The following is a 15,240-nucleotide window of genomic DNA, read 5'->3' on the forward strand; positions in this document are numbered from 1 at the left end:
TTTAGTTACTAATTATCTGTTTCAACGAATCGTCCTAGAATATGAACATTCTCAGATACAGAGACAAAGGCACCTGGATCCACCTGTTTCATAATCTGTTTAAATTCATTAAACTCTGCACGTGTAATGACAGTGATTAAAACTGCCTTTCTTTCGTGATTATAGGTTCCTTCTGCATCGTGGATCATGGTTGCTCCGCGGTGCAATTTTTTATGGATTTTTTCAATTACCTTGTCTGGATGATTGGTCACAATCATGGCCTGCATCCGTTTTTGCTTGGTAAAGACAGCGTCTGTTACACGGCTAGAGACAAAGATGGTAATCATAGAGTAAAGAGCGTATTTCCAACCAAAGGTCAAACCTGCTATCAGCATGATGGTTCCATTTACCAAGAAAGAAATACTACCTACGTTCTTACCCGTTTTCTTGCGAATGGTCAGGCTGACGATATCCGTCCCCCCACTGGAGATATTGTTTCGAAGAGCAAAACCAATCCCCAAGCCCATGACAACGCCCCCAAAAAGGGCATTGATAATAGGATCCTCCGTCAAGGTCGCCACAGGGACAAACTGGATAAAGAAGGAACTCATGGAAACCGTAATAAAGGTAAAGATTGTAAACTTATGGCCAATCTGATACCAAGCCAAGACCATCAAAGGAAAATTAATGGCGTAAAAGGTCAGTGAAATCGGAATGTGAAAACCAAACCAGTGATTACTCAAGGCAGAGATAATCTGTGCCAGACCTGTTGCACCACTCGAATACACATGCCCTGGTTGGAAAAAGAAATTGACCGCCACTGCTGATAAAAAACCATAGACCAGAGAAGCCGAAATCTTCTCATCATATTTTTCGCGAGAGATGCTTTGTAAGACACGTAAAATTTTTATTTGATGAGCAAAGCGGCGCAGATAATAGCGCCACCGCTTAATTCGTTTTGCTTGTTTCATCTTCTTCTACTTGTAAGCTGAGTTCCTCTAGTTGTTTGAGAGCTACTGTTGAAGGAGCTTGTGTCATTGGGTCAGTTGCCTTGTTATTCTTAGGAAAGGCAATGACTTCACGGATATTTTCTTCTCCTGCTAAGAGCATGACAAATCGGTCAAGTCCGATAGCCAAGCCACCGTGTGGTGGGAAACCATAGTCCATGGCTTCAAGAAGGAAGCCAAACTGGTCATTTGCTTCTTCGGCTGAGAAACCAAGAGCCTTGAACATGCGTTCTTGAAGGTCTTTTTGATTAATACGAAGGCTACCACCACCAAGCTCATAACCGTTCAAGACAATATCGTAAGCAATGGCACGAACCTTCGCCAAATCACCTTCTAATTCGTGAGCAGTCTCTTCCTGTGGAAGTGTGAATGGATGGTGGGCGCTCATGTAGCGACCTTCTTCTTCAGACCATTCAAACATTGGCCAGTCAACCACCCAAAGGAAGTTGAATTTATCGTTATCAATCAAGCCAAGCTCTTTGGCAATACGTCCACGAAGGGCACCAAGAGTTGCATTGGCCACTTCAAGCGTATCCGCCACAAAGAGAACCAAGTCCTTATCTTCAAGAGCAAGCGCTACAGTCAAGTCTGCCTGAATCCCCGTCAAGAACTTAGCAACTGGTCCGTTTAATTCTCCATCAACTACCTTGACCCAAGCAAGGCCTTTAGCACCGTACTGCTTGGCTACTTCCGTCATCTTGTCGATGTCTTTACGTGAATAGTTGTCCGCAGCGCCTTTGACTACAATTGCTTTTACAGCAGGTGCTTCTGAAAAGACTTTAAAGTCTACACCTTTGACCACTTCTGTCAAGTCCTGGAGCAACATGTCAAAACGAGTATCTGGTTTGTCAGAACCATAGAGAGCCATAGCGTCATCATACTTCATACGAGGGAATGGAAGCGTCACTTCGATGCCTTTTGTTTCCTTCATCACGCGGGCAATCAAGCCTTCTGTAATATCTTGGATTTCTTGCTCAGTAAGGAAAGATGTTTCCAAGTCGACCTGGGTAAACTCAGGCTGGCGATCTCCACGCAAGTCTTCATCACGGAAACATTTAACGATTTGGTAGTAACGGTCAAAACCAGCATTCATCAAGAGCTGTTTCGTGATTTGTGGACTTTGAGGAAGAGCGTAGAAATGCCCTTTATTAACACGAGATGGCACCAAGTAGTCACGCGCCCCTTCAGGAGTTGACTTAGAAAGGAATGGTGTCTCCACGTCGATAAACTCCAACTCATCCAAGTAGTTGCGGATAGAGTGGGTCACCTTGGCACGAAGTTTAAGATTTTCCAGCATTTCTGGACGGCGAAGGTCAAGGTAACGGTAACGTAAACGCGTATCGTCATTGGCCTCAATGCCATCCTTAATCTCAAATGGTGTTGTCTTAGCTGTATTAAGCACGGTCAGAGCTGTCACGTTTAACTCAACTGCACCAGTTGGCAACTTATCATTGGCTTGCTCACGCGCAGCGACCTGTCCAGTCACCTCGATAACAAATTCGCTACGAAGGCTTTCAGCTGTTGCCATAACCTCTGCAGATACTTTTTCAGGGTTGATAACCAACTGCATGATTCCTTCACGGTCACGAAGGTCGATAAAGATCAAACCACCAAGATCACGACGACGGCCAACCCATCCTTTCAAGGTCATTTCTTGTCCGATGTGTTCCTCACGAACACGACCAGCATACATACTACGTTTCATTGTTTCTCTCCTCTTTTATTCTGTTACTATTTTACCATAAAAGCGCAGGCTCTTCATGAAAATCAGCAGAAAAGTTTGTCAGTCTTTAAAAATCAAGTGAAGGCCCTAAAAATTAGCGTCCATACAAAAATCCGATGAAGTTCATCGGACTCTTTTATTTTGAATTTTTGCCTGCTTTACGCTTTTCAGCGATTTCGGCTGCCTTTCGAGGCAAGACAATTTCTGTTGTATAAGCTGTCCCAAAGCGCAAGACACCTGCAATAGGGGCAAAGACCACTGCGAGATGGCTATAGAAGAAATCACCTTTGAAGGCATAAGCTAATCCCCCAATGATGAAAAATAGAACAACTGCTTGAATCACTGCTAATAAAATTACTCGTTTCATGTGACCTCCTGACTCTATTATAGCATGAGAATCATCAAAAAGCCGACTAAATTATTCAAAGCGTGGAGAGAAATACTGTAGACCAGACCTTTTCTGCTAATATAAGCCAAGCCCAAGCTAAAACCAAGGCTAAAATAGACAAAAAATTGTTGCACATCACCTGGGAAATGAATCAAGGCAAACAGAACACTGGATACCAGAAGAAAAATCAGAGTTTGTTTCCTATTGTCCTGCTTAGGAAAGAGGTATCGTGCTAACATCCCTCTAAAGATAAGTTCTTCCGTCAAAGGAGCAAAAATAACGACCGCAAAGAATGAGAAAAGTGGTTGAGACAAGGTCAAGTCTATCGCTATTTGCTGATTTACTGAAGGATCATTTGGCAAGAAAAACTGGACAACCAGAGATAAGAACCAAACCAAGGCAGGAAGCCAAATAAATCGGTTGAAGCCACTCTTCTCAATACAAACAGGACCTTTCTGATACCATTTGTAAATGCCGTACACATAAACTCCAGCCAAGGCCACATAGAGCAAGGTCACAGCATAGGGTGAACCGCCTAAGGCAAGCGACGTAGTCGCGAGCACCTGAATGAAGCCATAGATGAATAAAAAGGATAGAATGGCTAGAAGAAACCAGCCAAGGTTTTTAAGTAGTTTCATAAAGGACTCCTATTTAAAATAACGTTTTACCATAGGTAACTGCATCACATTGATATAAACATGGATAGTTCCGACAAGCAAGAAGGCTAGTAGCTGAATCTCTCCTGTCAGTAAGGAAAAGAGATCAATTAGAATGTAGAGACCTGGCAAGACATATTGGTTTAATTTGAATAAAATCTGAAAACCTTGTTCTAAATTAGCCTGACGCTCCCCTTCGTCGTAAGAATTGATAAAGTCCATGACATCCTTTGGTGTAGAAAAAAATGCCAAATCAAACTGACGAACAATCGCAATGGTCTTAAAAAGATATTTTTGAACACTGAAAATCAGCACTAATACCAAAAAAGAAAGAGATAAGGTTAGATGGCTTCCATTTAGTACAATCACTTCATTTAATGAGATGAAAAGAGCCAACAAAATCGCTACACTTGTAATATTAAAAGCAATAGTTCCAAACTCAAGATTCCGATACATTTGCACATAATAGGTTTCATTCAAATCATCATCCATTTCCTCTTGATACAAGGAGTGAAATTTTCTGCTTTTCTTTAAGAAATTGAACGTCAAAAGAATGCTAATAAAACCTATCAGTAAACAAATAGCTGATATCCATGGTATCAAGACTTTTACATCTAACATAATTTCGTGGGATTCGGCACGTGCCTTAAACATCCCTACAAACATGCCCAAGAAACCTCCCAAGACAACAGACATTAAAAATAACAATCCATGTTTCTTTTTCTTTTTCATATTCATTCTCCTTTTTCACTTGCTAGATTTTTGGATTTCTTTTCAATCCAGTCAACGACTGGGATAAGAGCAAAGTAGGCCCAGATAAATTGGTCGCTGTAATAGAGATCAAACCATCCTAGATTTGTTCCAATTAGTAGACACAGGCTGACTAATAGAGCTATGGCAACTACATAATAAATCACTTTATACTTGTTCATCACTCGTCCTCCTCCAAGCGAAATACCGATTCGACTGTTTCGTTGAAAATTTGAGATATTTTCAGGGCAATGATAATGGATGGGGTGTACTCATCCCGTTCTAGTAGACTAATGGTCTGTCTGGAAACCCCTGCTAGCTTAGCTAGGTCGGTTTGATTGAGGCCATCGCGAGCCCGCAGCTCTTTTAGACGATTTTTTAGTTGCATGTTACACACCTACTCTCCGTCAAATTCAACGGTTTGGATATCCTCAATACGTTGCAACTTGAATTTTTCTTTCCCCTCTTTATCAACACTACGTAGTTTGACCCATTCCTCATCAACATCCACAACTTCCCATAAAGATGTTCCAAACACTTGTCCAACGATTGTTGGATTTTTCCCAATTAATTCTTGCAATAATCTTGACATTTCTATATTTCCTTTCTCTTTTCGCTCAAGCTTTTTGATTTTATTCTCTAGTTTCTTGATTTTTTTAGAATTATTAGAATAAAAGAAAATCATAAATAGTATAAATACTACCCACATCATAGCTCCTTTCTGCTTTCTATTTCTTAACTTGCTTACATTGTAACACATCTTTTTCTTTTTGACAAGCATATTTGTCAAAAAGTTTATGATTTTTGTCATTTTGCAAAAGAAAAAGGTCAGGAGTAAGTTCCTGACCAGTTTATCTATCATTAATACTCTTCGAAAATCAAATTCAAACCACGTCAGCTTCACCTTGCCGTACTCAAGTACAGCCTGCGGCTAGCTTCCTAGTTTGCTCTTTGATTTTCATTGAGTATAAAACCCTAGTTTTTCAAATATTTCTGAGAAGTTTTGGCTGATAGCCTCAAGTGATACTTGCACTTCTTCTCGGGTTTGGTTGTTCTTCACTGTCACTTGTCCGCTTTCGACTTCACTTTCTCCTAGGGTGATGAGGGTCTTAGCCGCAAAGACATCGGCTGACTTGAACTGAGCTTTGAGCTTACGGTTGAGGTAATCACGCTCTGCTTTGAAGCCTTGTTGGCGAAGAGCTTGTACTAGTTCTAGAGCTTTGACATTTGCTCCATCACCCAAGACTGCGATATAGACATCTAGGGCGTTTTCGATAGGGAGAGCCACACCTTGCTTTTCAAGAATGAGAAGCAGGCGCTCTACACCAAGTCCAAAACCAAAGCCAGCAGTTTCAGGGCCTCCAAAGTAAGAAACCAAACCATCGTAGCGACCACCCGCACAGACTGTCAGGTCATTGCCCTCAATCTCTGTGATAAACTCGAAAATGGTGTGGTTGTAGTAGTCCAGACCACGTACCATATTGGTATCGATGATATAGTCTACTCCAAGATTTTCCAACATCTGACGCACAGCATCAAAGTGTGCTTGGCTTTCTTCATCAAGGAAGTCCAAGATAGAAGGCGCATTCTCTACTGCTACCTTGTCTTCTTTTTCTTTAGAGTCCAAGACACGGAGAGGATTTTCCTCCAAACGACGTTGGCTATCCTTAGACAAGGTCTCCTTGAGCGGTGTCAAATAGTCAATTAAGGCTTGACGGTATGCCGCACGGCTCTCAGGATTTCCAAGAGTGTTAAGATGTAATTTGACACCTTGGATACCGATTTCTTTCAAGAAATGGGCCGCCATCGCGATTGTTTCCACATCGGTAGCTGGATTGCTAGAGCCAAAACACTCAACACCAATCTGGTGGAACTGGCGCAAACGTCCTGCCTGTGGACGCTCATAGCGGAACATAGGGCCCATGTAGTAGAACTTACTTGGCTTTTGCACTTCTGGGGCGAAGAGTTTATTTTCCACATAGGAACGAACAACGGGCGCAGTTCCTTCTGGACGGAGGGTAATATGACGGTCACCCTTGTCATAAAAGTCGTACATTTCCTTGGTTACGATATCCGTTGTATCTCCGACAGAGCGACTGATAACCTCGTAATGCTCAAAAATAGGCGTACGCACTTCTGCATAGTTGTAGCGCTTGAAAATCTCACGGGCAAAGCCCTCAACGTACTGCCATTTGGCAGATTCAGCAGGTAAAATATCCTGCGTTCCTTTTGGTTTTTGTAATTTCATAGGGAATCCTCTTTAAACTTAATAGTCTTATTTTACCATAAATAGAGGGATTAAAACAGTGAGAAAAAAATTAGGATTCAAATATCATTTTTAAGATTAAGAACTGTCAAAAGAATAGCTAGCAAGGAAAGACCAACAAATAGCATCCAAGTCAACTGTATATTCCATACGGCTACTAGTGAAAAACAAGCTGTTCCCACAGGTATGGATAAGGTAAATAATAAACCTAAAAAATTACTGGTACGAGCTAGAACCTCTGGTGCTAGATTTTTCAGGAGCATGGCACTAATCTTTGGTTGAACTTTACCAGACACATACAGAGTTGAACAGAGAAATAGTAAACCAAGTACGACTTGATTGAATAAATTAGCTAGACCAACTAGACTGAGTCCTACGGTCACCCACATCATCAATCTAGGCAAGGACTGCTTCCCAAAATAATCATTGCCCGTAAGGCTACTGATGATGATTGCTAACAAAGCACAGACTTGACTGATAAATAATGCCTCTGTGTAAGAAAAGTCCAAAAGAGAATGGCTCAAAAAGAAGATATTATAAATTCCACCCAAAGCGCCACCCAAGGCATTGATAAGCAAGACAGCAGAGAGCATAAAACCAAAGTTTTTCTGTCCACTTTTAAGAAAAACGAGACGTAAATTTCGGTAAATCGTTAGGAACTGGTCTTTGATAGATAGACTCTCATTTTTAAGTGATTCACCATCAGGAGATGAAATTGACAGGCTCAATTTGCTTCTTCCTAAAAAGAGAACAGAAGCTGATGCGAGGAAAAAACAGGCATTGATTCCCGCAACGAGAGAAAAATTGTTGACCGATAGACCTAAGAGACAGACTCCAAAAGCTTGACCACCAATAGCTGAAATATAGGTGATGAATTGGGAAAAAGAATAAGCCTCCATCAAATCATCTTCAGCTACTTTTTCCTTAATAAGAGGCATGCGCAAGCCACCTGCAAAATCACTGATGACATCACTAATGACATTGATTAAACACAGGCTAGAAAAGGCAAAGAGACTAGCTTGCTGAACAACTAGGGCTGCTAGAAAAAATAAAACCGCCTGAAACAAACCGCTATAGACCATCCATTTAACCTTATCCCTCGTGTAATCTGCCCGAATCCCTACAAAAACTGTAAAGAGCGTGGGAATGATCATGACAATATTCGCCATAGCAACAGCAAAAGATGCTTGTGACAGGGTCGATGCATAGACGATAAATACCAGATTAAAAATCGAAGCACCAAAAGCATTGAAGAAGCGTGACAAAGTCAAGAGTCGATAAGCTTGATTTCTAAACAATAGTTTCATAGATAATCTCCCTTCTTGTTCGAATACTCAATGAAAATCAAAGAGCAAACTAGGAAGCTAGCCGAAGGCTGTACTTGAGTACGGCAAGGTGAAGCTGACGTGGTTTGAATTTGATTTTCGAAGAGTAGAAGTTTTATGTGAAGTATGACTATAGTATAGCACTTAGAAATTTTAGAGGAAAAACTTTTGAATATATGCAACAAACAAAATGACCAAAAAAACGATAGAACTTCTTTGATAACCTGTGAGAGCTCAACAATTCTATCGCTTCAAATTTTAAATAATTTTCTTAGTTTGCAGATATTCAACAATCGGTCGTTTTTCTATAGTATTCGGCAGATTTGTTACAGCCTAGCATCTCAAAAATACGGACAGCATCTTCCATCTTTTTCTGACCTTCCTTGACTCTGCCTTGCTTGCTATCAAGGAGACCTTCCGCCCACAAATAGACAATTCGGAAATAGGTTTCATTTTCATTGTAGAAATGCTCTTCGATAACACGTTTAAAATAAGAGGCATTGGTAAATTCTTCACATTCAATGCTAGCTAAAAAGCCATTCAATAGTATAGTGTGAAAAAGATTTCGATTGCCAGACATTTCCATTAGAAAATCAGATTTACGTACCATTTCTCGTACATATCTAGTGAAAAGAGAAACAGATAGAAAGGCAGAACTGACTGAAAATAAATTTAGTTCATAGATTCCCCAAATCTCGGTAGAAAACAAATAATCATGAAGGATTTTCCCCTCCTCTGCCGTTAACTCTACCCTTTCGTCCATGCTCTTCATATAAGACTTGATAATAATGGCATTTAGAATATGTTTCTGTTTATTGTGAGAATGGGCATGCTTTTGATACTCCTTGCGATACAAGTCCTCAAGCGGAGCTATGTTCTTTGGATCCAAGACATCTATGATTTCTTTTCTCAACTCAGAATCTGTATCATACTGAAAACCTCTCGCCAGAAAGAGGATTTCCTCTACACTGGCAGATATATTTTCCAGGGCAAATAAAAACTTTTCCACCGAAAGCTCACTCTGACCAGTTTCAAAGCGAGATAACATAGACGGCGAAAATTGTCCCCCAGTTGCTTGTCTCAGCGAGATATTTCTTGACTCTCGTAATTGTCTAAAGACTTTTCCAATCTGCTCCATAGGCTTCCCCTTGATTCAGTATTTTCTTCATTTTATCATATTTTTCAGAAAATTCATCAAAAACTTGCCAAATTGTCAGAATTATGAGAAAATAGAGGATATTTATCATGTGGAGGGACTGTAATGAGAGACGATATCAAAATCAATGACCGCGCTTTGGCCATACAAGACCAAATTATCGAAAAACTAGAGAAGGTTTTTGATACAGATGTGGAATTGGATGTTTACAATCTAGGGCTGATTTATGAAATCAATCTGGATGAAACAGGGCTCTGTAAGATTGTCATGACCTTCACCGACACTGCCTGCGATTGTGCAGAAAGTTTGCCTATTGAAATCGTTGCAGGTCTGAAACAAATCGAGGGGATTGAAGATGTCAAGGTTGAAGTCACCTGGTCACCTGCTTGGAAAATCACACGAATCAGTCGCTACGGTCGTATTGCCCTTGGACTGCCACCACGATAAAAGCAAAAGCGAACAATCAAGGAGCAATTGAGGGTATTAAAATATATGATCTAACTGAAAGTCTTTAATAGAAAATGCAAAAAGCTACTAAGAAACAGTATTTACACTTAGTAGCTTTTTGTTGATATGTTAAGTCATCTGATATATACTCATAACTCCAGAATAGAAAGTAATTTTTAACGAGAGGTAGATTTTATGAAATTGCAGAGATAAGCTATTCGGGTGTGTCAGACGAATTGTTTATAACTTCTTCCAATATTTCTAAAATTTTTTTTCCTGATTCAAAATATGATTCAACATTATTAATCGATGAATTTAGTGGCCGTCCATGTGCAATATCATTTCTTAGGCTAACTAAACTATTTAAGTTACCTTTGTCTTGAGAACCATTCAACAAGTCTGAGAACCTTACTTTTCTTCTGCCATCAAATTGTTCTAGATATTTCTCAATAATACCCGATGATGGATTTGCCGAACTATCAATGATATTTTTTATTAAAAATACTTTAGTTTCATCAATGCAATTTTGAGATAAAAAAGTATTAATCATAGACTTAAAAACTAATTCTATACTACCAGATGCTTTAATTACAGCATAAGCAACTAAGAATTTTACTTTTGAATCTAATTTATTACTATCTATCCAGGTTTTAATATTCTTAATTTCCAAATCACAATCATCTAAAATTCTTTTTTCATCTTCATTCATAACTAATCTCAACTCCATATAAAATCATTGCAGCTCTACTTATTCTGATTTTTATATGCTCTATATTTGTAGTTCTATTAGTTGTTGATTCTTTAAAACTTTCATCTTCTAGTAATTCGATATACTTTTCCAATGTAGTTGTTAATTTATCAGATTGTTTTTCACTCACAAAAACACTAGCTGAACATACAGCATCAAAAACTACTGGATTAACTCTTTTCGCCCAAATAATATCTTGATTTTTTCGTTTTAATGTTCTAAAAACATTCAATCCTATTGTTGTATGCAAAAAGTTAATTGTATTAATAAATATTTCTTTTTTGTTTTTATATTCCAATTCATTCAAATTTCGAAAATCTTCCATATAATCATTCAAAAATTTGCTTAGTATTATTTGATTTTGACGAATTTCATCTCTTGATATAATATCAGAAAATGCAAAGAATCTTAAAATAAGTTCTACATCAGCCATTCTACTATCTTCTGACTCTGAACCAAGAACTTTTCTCCATATCTCTTCTCTATTTAATTCAAATAACAGTTTATTAAAATTCCCATGATAAACACAGTTTCTAATTTCTTGAGGTTTTAAAGTTCTACCTCCTGTATTAATCCTTTCAAAAATTTGATACATGCCAGTATCATTTTTAGGAACTTTTTGTTCGAAAATTATTGCATGAATAGGCGAAGTGCGTATTCTACGTTTTTGTTCATCTGTTAACTCTGAAAATGCCTTTCCTCGCCATTGAGAATTTATTTCTTTTGTCTTTGCCAATTTAAAAACTTTATTATCTCCAGAAAATATACCATTCATATAATCATACATTGTCATTATTCTCTGGTATCCGTCTACAATTAGTCTTTTATCATCTTCTGTTTTGGCTAAAAAAATACTTGGTACAGGTAATCCTAGTAAAACAGAATCTATAAATCTACTTGCTTCCTTTTTTGTCCATACATACTTCCTTTGTAATTCGGGTTTTTCCAAATCTCCATCTTCATACATAGTAACTATTTCTCTATAAGATAAATCTGTTCCAAATGATGTAATGTTAAATAAAGAATCATCCGAATATGACTCATTTTCACTTTTTATAGTATCAATAATGTTTTTTCCCATTTCATTCTCCTAATTTTCTATGAATTTTACACTACTTTTTAAAAAAACCCAAAAGTTAGAAATTAAAAGTCTTGCTTTTGGGGTCTTTTTATCCTTGTTTATTTTTTACCTGACTTGTCCATATTCCAGAAGTCTGTCACGGCTCCGCGTGAAGCAGATGATACGATGTGGGCATATTTACCAAGGACACCGCGGCTGTAAAGTGGTGGCAAGGTTGTTTCTGCCTTACGTTTTTCAAGTTCTTCCTCAGATACGGCCATGGAAATTTCTTTGGTATCTTGGTCAACCGTAACGATATCGCCTGTACGAAGGTAGGCAATCGGTCCACCATCCTGAGCTTCAGGAGCGATATGTCCAACAACCAGACCATAAGTACCACCAGAGAAACGTCCGTCTGTCAAGAGGGCAACCTTGTCTCCTTGACCTTTACCGACGATCATTGATGAAAGTGACAGCATCTCAGGCATACCAGGACCACCCTTAGGTCCAACAAAACGAACAACGACTACATCGCCATCAACGATTTCATCTGTCAGAACGGCTTGAATAGCATCTTCTTCTGAGTCAAAGACCTTAGCTGGACCAACGTGACGACGCACTTTAACACCTGATACCTTGGCAACCGCACCGTCAGGAGAAAGGTTCCCGTTCAAGATGATAAGCGGACCATCTGCACGTTTTGGATTTTCAAGTGGCATGATGACTTTTTGACCTGGTGTGAGGTCTGCAAAGTCAGCCAAGTTCTCAGCGACAGTCTTACCAGTACATGTGATACGGTCTCCATGAAGGAAACCATTTGCCAGCAAGTACTTCATAACTGCAGGGACACCACCGACTTCGTAGAGGTCTTGGAAGACATACTGGCCAGATGGTTTCAAATCAGCCAAGTGAGGCACACGCTCCTGGATCGTATTGAAGTCCTCAAGTGACAAGTCAACATTGGCAGCATGGGCAATGGCAAGCAAGTGAAGAGTGGCATTAGTAGAACCACCGAGAGCCATAGTTACAGTAATGGCATCTTCAAAGGCTTCACGAGTCAAGATATCTGATGGTTTAAGACCGAGCTCCAACATCTTAACAACAGCACGTCCTGCTGCTTCGATATCTTCTTTCTTATCAGCTGATTCAGCTGGGTGAGATGAAGAGCCTGGCAAACTCATCCCTAGAACTTCGATAGCAGTCGCCATGGTATTAGCAGTATACATACCACCACAGCCACCAGGGCCAGGGCAGGCATTACATTCGAGACGTTTCACGTCCTCAGCTGTCATGTCACCGTGATTCCATTTTCCGATACCCTCAAAGACAGAAACCAAGTCGATGTCTTTTCCATCAAGATTTCCCGGTGCAATAGTTCCACCATAGGCGAAAATGGCTGGGATATCCATATTAGCAATGGCAATCATGGAACCAGGCATGTTCTTGTCACAACCACCAATAGCAACAAAGGCATCCACGTTGTGGCCTCCCATAGCTGCCTCGATTGAGTCTGCAATGATATCACGAGATGTCAAAGAGAAACGCATACCAGGCGTTCCCATGGCAATCCCGTCCGCTACAGTGATAGTTCCAAACTGCACAGGCCAAGCTCCTGCAGATTTGACACCTTCTTTAGCTAATTTCCCAAAATCATGCAAGTGGATGTTACATGGTGTATTTTCTGCCCAAGTCGAAATAACCCCCACAATCGGTGTTTCAAAGTCCTTATCTGTCATACCAGTCGCACGAAGCATGGCACGGTTTGGTGATTTTACCATACTGTCATAAATGCTACTGCGGTGACGTTTATCTAATTCAGTCATTTGTTCCCTCCCATTTCAGTTTTTACTATTATAGCACATTTTAAAAGCAATGAACAGAAGAAAATTCTTGAATTTTCAGAAAATTCTTTACAGTGATATTTTCTTTAAAAATGTTACATTTATTTCTTGACTTTATAAATTAAAGTGATATCATTTAGATATCATATAACAGGAGGTCATTCTTATGACTGAAAAAACTTTACACTCAAAACCAAATGGTGTTTTGGCATTGATTCTCATTGAATTAGCGCTCGTTCTTGGTGTCTTTATATTTGTAATGGGCGCTGGTTCGGAAAACATTTTTGGAATTATTATCGGACTTGTACTAATCGTAATTGCAGCACTAGCTCATGTTGGTTTAAAAGTTGTCAAACCTCAAGAAGCTTTGGTTCTAACACTCTTTGGTAACTATACAGGTACTATTAAAGAACCTGGTTTTTACTTTGTCAATCCCTTCAGCGTAGCAGTCAACCCTGCAAACCACACTCGACTTGGACAAAGTGGTGATGTTAGCACAAAATCTCCTTTTTTAGGTTCTAAATCATCAAATGGCAATGATGTAAATCTTGAAATTGGCAAGAAACAGATTTCCCTCAAAGTTATGACCTTGAGCAATTCCCGTCAAAAAATCAATGATTGTCTAGGAAACCCTGTAGAAATCGGTATCGCGGTAACTTGGAGAGTTGTCGATACCGCTAAGGCAGTCTTCAACGTTGATAACTATAAAGAATATCTTTCATTACAATGTGATAGCGCCCTCCGTAATATTGTCCGCATCTATCCTTACGATGTGTCTCCTAATGTGGATACTACGGGTGACGGGCAAGCAGACGAAGGTAGTCTCCGTGGCTCTAGCGAAATTGTGGCTAACCGTATTCGTGAAGAAATCCAAAGTCGTGTTGAGGATGCTGGCTTGGAAATCCTTGAAGCGCGTATTACTTACCTAGCTTACGCTCCAGAAATTGCAGCTGTTATGCTTCAACGCCAACAAGCATCTGCCATTATTGATGCACGTAAGATGATTGTAGATGGTGCTGTAGGAATGGTTGAAATGGCACTAGAACGGCTTAATGAAGGGGAATTGGTAGAGCTTGACGAAGAACGAAAAGCTGCCATGGTTTCAAATCTCCTTGTCGTACTCTGTGGCAATCATGATGCACAACCAATTGTCAACACAGGAAGTCTTTACTAAAGATGGCTGAAGCTAAAAAGAAGCAGATCCCCCTTCGACTCTCAACAAAGTTATACGCTGCACTCGCATCATGGGCAGAAGATGACTTTCGTTCAGTCAATGGGCAAATCGAATATCTCCTCACAGAATGTGTCAAACAACGGAAGAAAGACGGAAAATACGTATCAGAAACCATTGACGAACCATTTGAGATTGATATTTAACACCTTCTCCTGTCTGCTAGGACTGACAGGAGAATTTTTTCATCTTTTTTTGTCAAGTAACTTTACTTTACAAAAAAAATGTGTTATTCTAATATGGTTGATGAAAATCAGTAGATTGAATCGAATATAAATACCTAAAGGAGAAATCAAAATGGCAGTACCTGCACGTCGCACTTCAAAAGCGAAGAAAAACAAACGTCGTACACACTACAAAGTAACAGCTCCATCTGTAAACTTTGACGAAACTACTGGAGATTACTCACGTTCTCACCGTGTATCACTTAAAGGATACTACAAAGGACGTAAAATCGCTAAAGCTGCATCAGCTGAATAATAGAAGGGAGATACCATGCGCGTAAATATTACACTTGAACACAAAGAATCTGGTGAACGCTTGTACCTTACTTCTAAAAACAAACGTAACACTCCAGACCGTCTTCAATTGAAGAAATACTCACCAAAACTTCGCAAACACGTTGTGTTTACAGAAGTGAAATAAGAGTTAAATTAGTGAAAA

At 39.4% G+C, this 15,240-nt stretch carries 19 protein-coding genes; 5 read left to right on the top strand and 14 right to left on the bottom strand.

What is annotated here, in order from left to right; genetic code table 11:
- Positions 1 to 8 precede the first annotated feature (8 nt).
- The 11 genes from O3616_RS08330 to rgg all read right to left on the bottom strand — a co-directional run bounded on the left by O3616_RS08330 (position 9) and on the right by rgg (position 9,232).
- A complete protein-coding gene (locus O3616_RS08330; RefSeq protein WP_261020417.1) occupies positions 9 to 950 on the bottom strand; it encodes a YitT family protein in 942 nt (313 codons plus the stop codon).
- Complete coding sequence (gene aspS / locus O3616_RS08335; RefSeq protein WP_049487732.1) at positions 928 to 2,691, bottom strand: aspartate--tRNA ligase; 1,764 nt, start codon at positions 2,689 to 2,691, stop codon at positions 928 to 930. The genes O3616_RS08330 and aspS overlap by 23 nt, the downstream gene beginning before the upstream one ends.
- Positions 2,692 to 2,845: 154 nt before the next feature.
- Entirely contained in the window at positions 2,846 to 3,076 is a 231-nt protein-coding gene (locus O3616_RS08340; RefSeq protein ID WP_020902364.1) for a hypothetical protein, read from the bottom strand.
- Positions 3,077 to 3,093: 17 nt separating this feature from the next.
- On the bottom strand, positions 3,094 to 3,735 hold the full coding sequence (locus O3616_RS08345) for a lysostaphin resistance A-like protein (RefSeq protein ID WP_371638609.1): 642 nt from the start codon (positions 3,733 to 3,735) through the stop codon (positions 3,094 to 3,096).
- Between the two features lie 9 nt (positions 3,736 to 3,744).
- Positions 3,745 to 4,485 (bottom strand): DUF3169 family protein, encoded by a 741-nt coding sequence (locus O3616_RS08350; RefSeq protein ID WP_371638610.1) that lies wholly within the window; start codon positions 4,483 to 4,485, stop codon positions 3,745 to 3,747.
- A gap of 2 nt (positions 4,486 to 4,487) precedes the next feature.
- Complete coding sequence (locus tag O3616_RS08355; protein ID WP_050253606.1) at positions 4,488 to 4,685, bottom strand: hypothetical protein; 198 nt, start codon at positions 4,683 to 4,685, stop codon at positions 4,488 to 4,490.
- A complete protein-coding gene (locus O3616_RS08360) occupies positions 4,685 to 4,891 on the bottom strand; it encodes a helix-turn-helix transcriptional regulator (RefSeq protein WP_001176227.1) in 207 nt (68 codons plus the stop codon). Before O3616_RS08360 ends, O3616_RS08355 begins: the two co-directional genes overlap by 1 nt.
- Positions 4,892 to 4,900: 9 nt before the next feature.
- A complete protein-coding gene (locus tag O3616_RS08365) occupies positions 4,901 to 5,365 on the bottom strand; it encodes a hypothetical protein (protein WP_261078367.1) in 465 nt (154 codons plus the stop codon).
- 96 nt (positions 5,366 to 5,461) lie between these two features.
- Positions 5,462 to 6,751: a histidine--tRNA ligase gene (gene hisS, locus O3616_RS08370; protein ID WP_000775865.1), complete on the bottom strand. Its 1,290-nt coding sequence runs from the start codon at positions 6,749 to 6,751 to the stop codon at positions 5,462 to 5,464.
- A gap of 77 nt (positions 6,752 to 6,828) precedes the next feature.
- Positions 6,829 to 8,076 (bottom strand): transporter, encoded by a 1,248-nt coding sequence (locus O3616_RS08375; protein WP_371638611.1) that lies wholly within the window; start codon positions 8,074 to 8,076, stop codon positions 6,829 to 6,831.
- Between the two features lie 304 nt (positions 8,077 to 8,380).
- Complete coding sequence (gene rgg, locus O3616_RS08380; RefSeq protein ID WP_371638612.1) at positions 8,381 to 9,232, bottom strand: quorum-sensing system transcriptional regulator Rgg; 852 nt, start codon at positions 9,230 to 9,232, stop codon at positions 8,381 to 8,383.
- A gap of 123 nt (positions 9,233 to 9,355) precedes the next feature.
- On the opposite strand from rgg, the gene O3616_RS08385 reads away from it, so the two are divergent.
- Positions 9,356 to 9,697 (top strand): metal-sulfur cluster assembly factor, encoded by a 342-nt coding sequence (locus O3616_RS08385; protein WP_023944033.1) that lies wholly within the window; start codon positions 9,356 to 9,358, stop codon positions 9,695 to 9,697.
- A 214-nt stretch (positions 9,698 to 9,911) separates the two neighbouring features.
- Here the strand turns inward: O3616_RS08385 and O3616_RS08390 are convergent, their stop codons facing one another.
- The 3 genes from O3616_RS08390 to ilvD all read right to left on the bottom strand — a co-directional run bounded on the left by O3616_RS08390 (position 9,912) and on the right by ilvD (position 13,328).
- Positions 9,912 to 10,406 carry a HEPN domain-containing protein gene (locus tag O3616_RS08390; protein WP_371638613.1) on the bottom strand — a complete coding sequence of 165 codons (495 nt, stop codon included), beginning with the start codon at positions 10,404 to 10,406 and terminating at the stop codon, positions 9,912 to 9,914.
- Entirely contained in the window at positions 10,399 to 11,526 is a 1,128-nt protein-coding gene (locus O3616_RS08395) for a DUF262 domain-containing protein (RefSeq protein ID WP_371638614.1), read from the bottom strand. The genes O3616_RS08390 and O3616_RS08395 overlap by 8 nt, the downstream gene beginning before the upstream one ends.
- A 98-nt stretch (positions 11,527 to 11,624) precedes the next feature.
- The gene (gene ilvD / locus O3616_RS08400) at positions 11,625 to 13,328 is read right to left on the bottom strand and encodes a dihydroxy-acid dehydratase (RefSeq protein ID WP_371638615.1); all 1,704 of its coding nucleotides are present in this window, start codon (positions 13,326 to 13,328) and stop codon (positions 11,625 to 11,627) included.
- 184 nt (positions 13,329 to 13,512) lie between these two features.
- Here ilvD and O3616_RS08405 point away from each other — a divergent pair, with 184 nt between their 5' ends.
- From O3616_RS08405 to rpmG, 4 genes are all read left to right on the top strand, one after another.
- Positions 13,513 to 14,520, top strand: coding sequence for an SPFH domain-containing protein (locus O3616_RS08405; RefSeq protein WP_371638616.1), 1,008 nt, complete (start codon positions 13,513 to 13,515; stop codon positions 14,518 to 14,520).
- A gap of 2 nt (positions 14,521 to 14,522) precedes the next feature.
- Positions 14,523 to 14,723, top strand: a complete 201-nt coding sequence (locus O3616_RS08410) for a PTS ascorbate transporter subunit IIC (RefSeq protein ID WP_000796544.1) — start codon at positions 14,523 to 14,525, stop codon at positions 14,721 to 14,723.
- Positions 14,724 to 14,874: 151 nt separating this feature from the next.
- Entirely contained in the window at positions 14,875 to 15,057 is a 183-nt protein-coding gene (gene rpmF, locus O3616_RS08415) for a 50S ribosomal protein L32 (protein WP_000290417.1), read from the top strand.
- 15 nt (positions 15,058 to 15,072) lie between these two features.
- Positions 15,073 to 15,222: a 50S ribosomal protein L33 gene (gene rpmG / locus O3616_RS08420; RefSeq protein ID WP_001265622.1), complete on the top strand. Its 150-nt coding sequence runs from the start codon at positions 15,073 to 15,075 to the stop codon at positions 15,220 to 15,222.
- Positions 15,223 to 15,240 lie beyond the last annotated feature (18 nt).

Source organism: Streptococcus sp. 27098_8_86, assembly GCF_041432595.1.
Taxonomy (GTDB): domain Bacteria; phylum Bacillota; class Bacilli; order Lactobacillales; family Streptococcaceae; genus Streptococcus; species Streptococcus pneumoniae_F.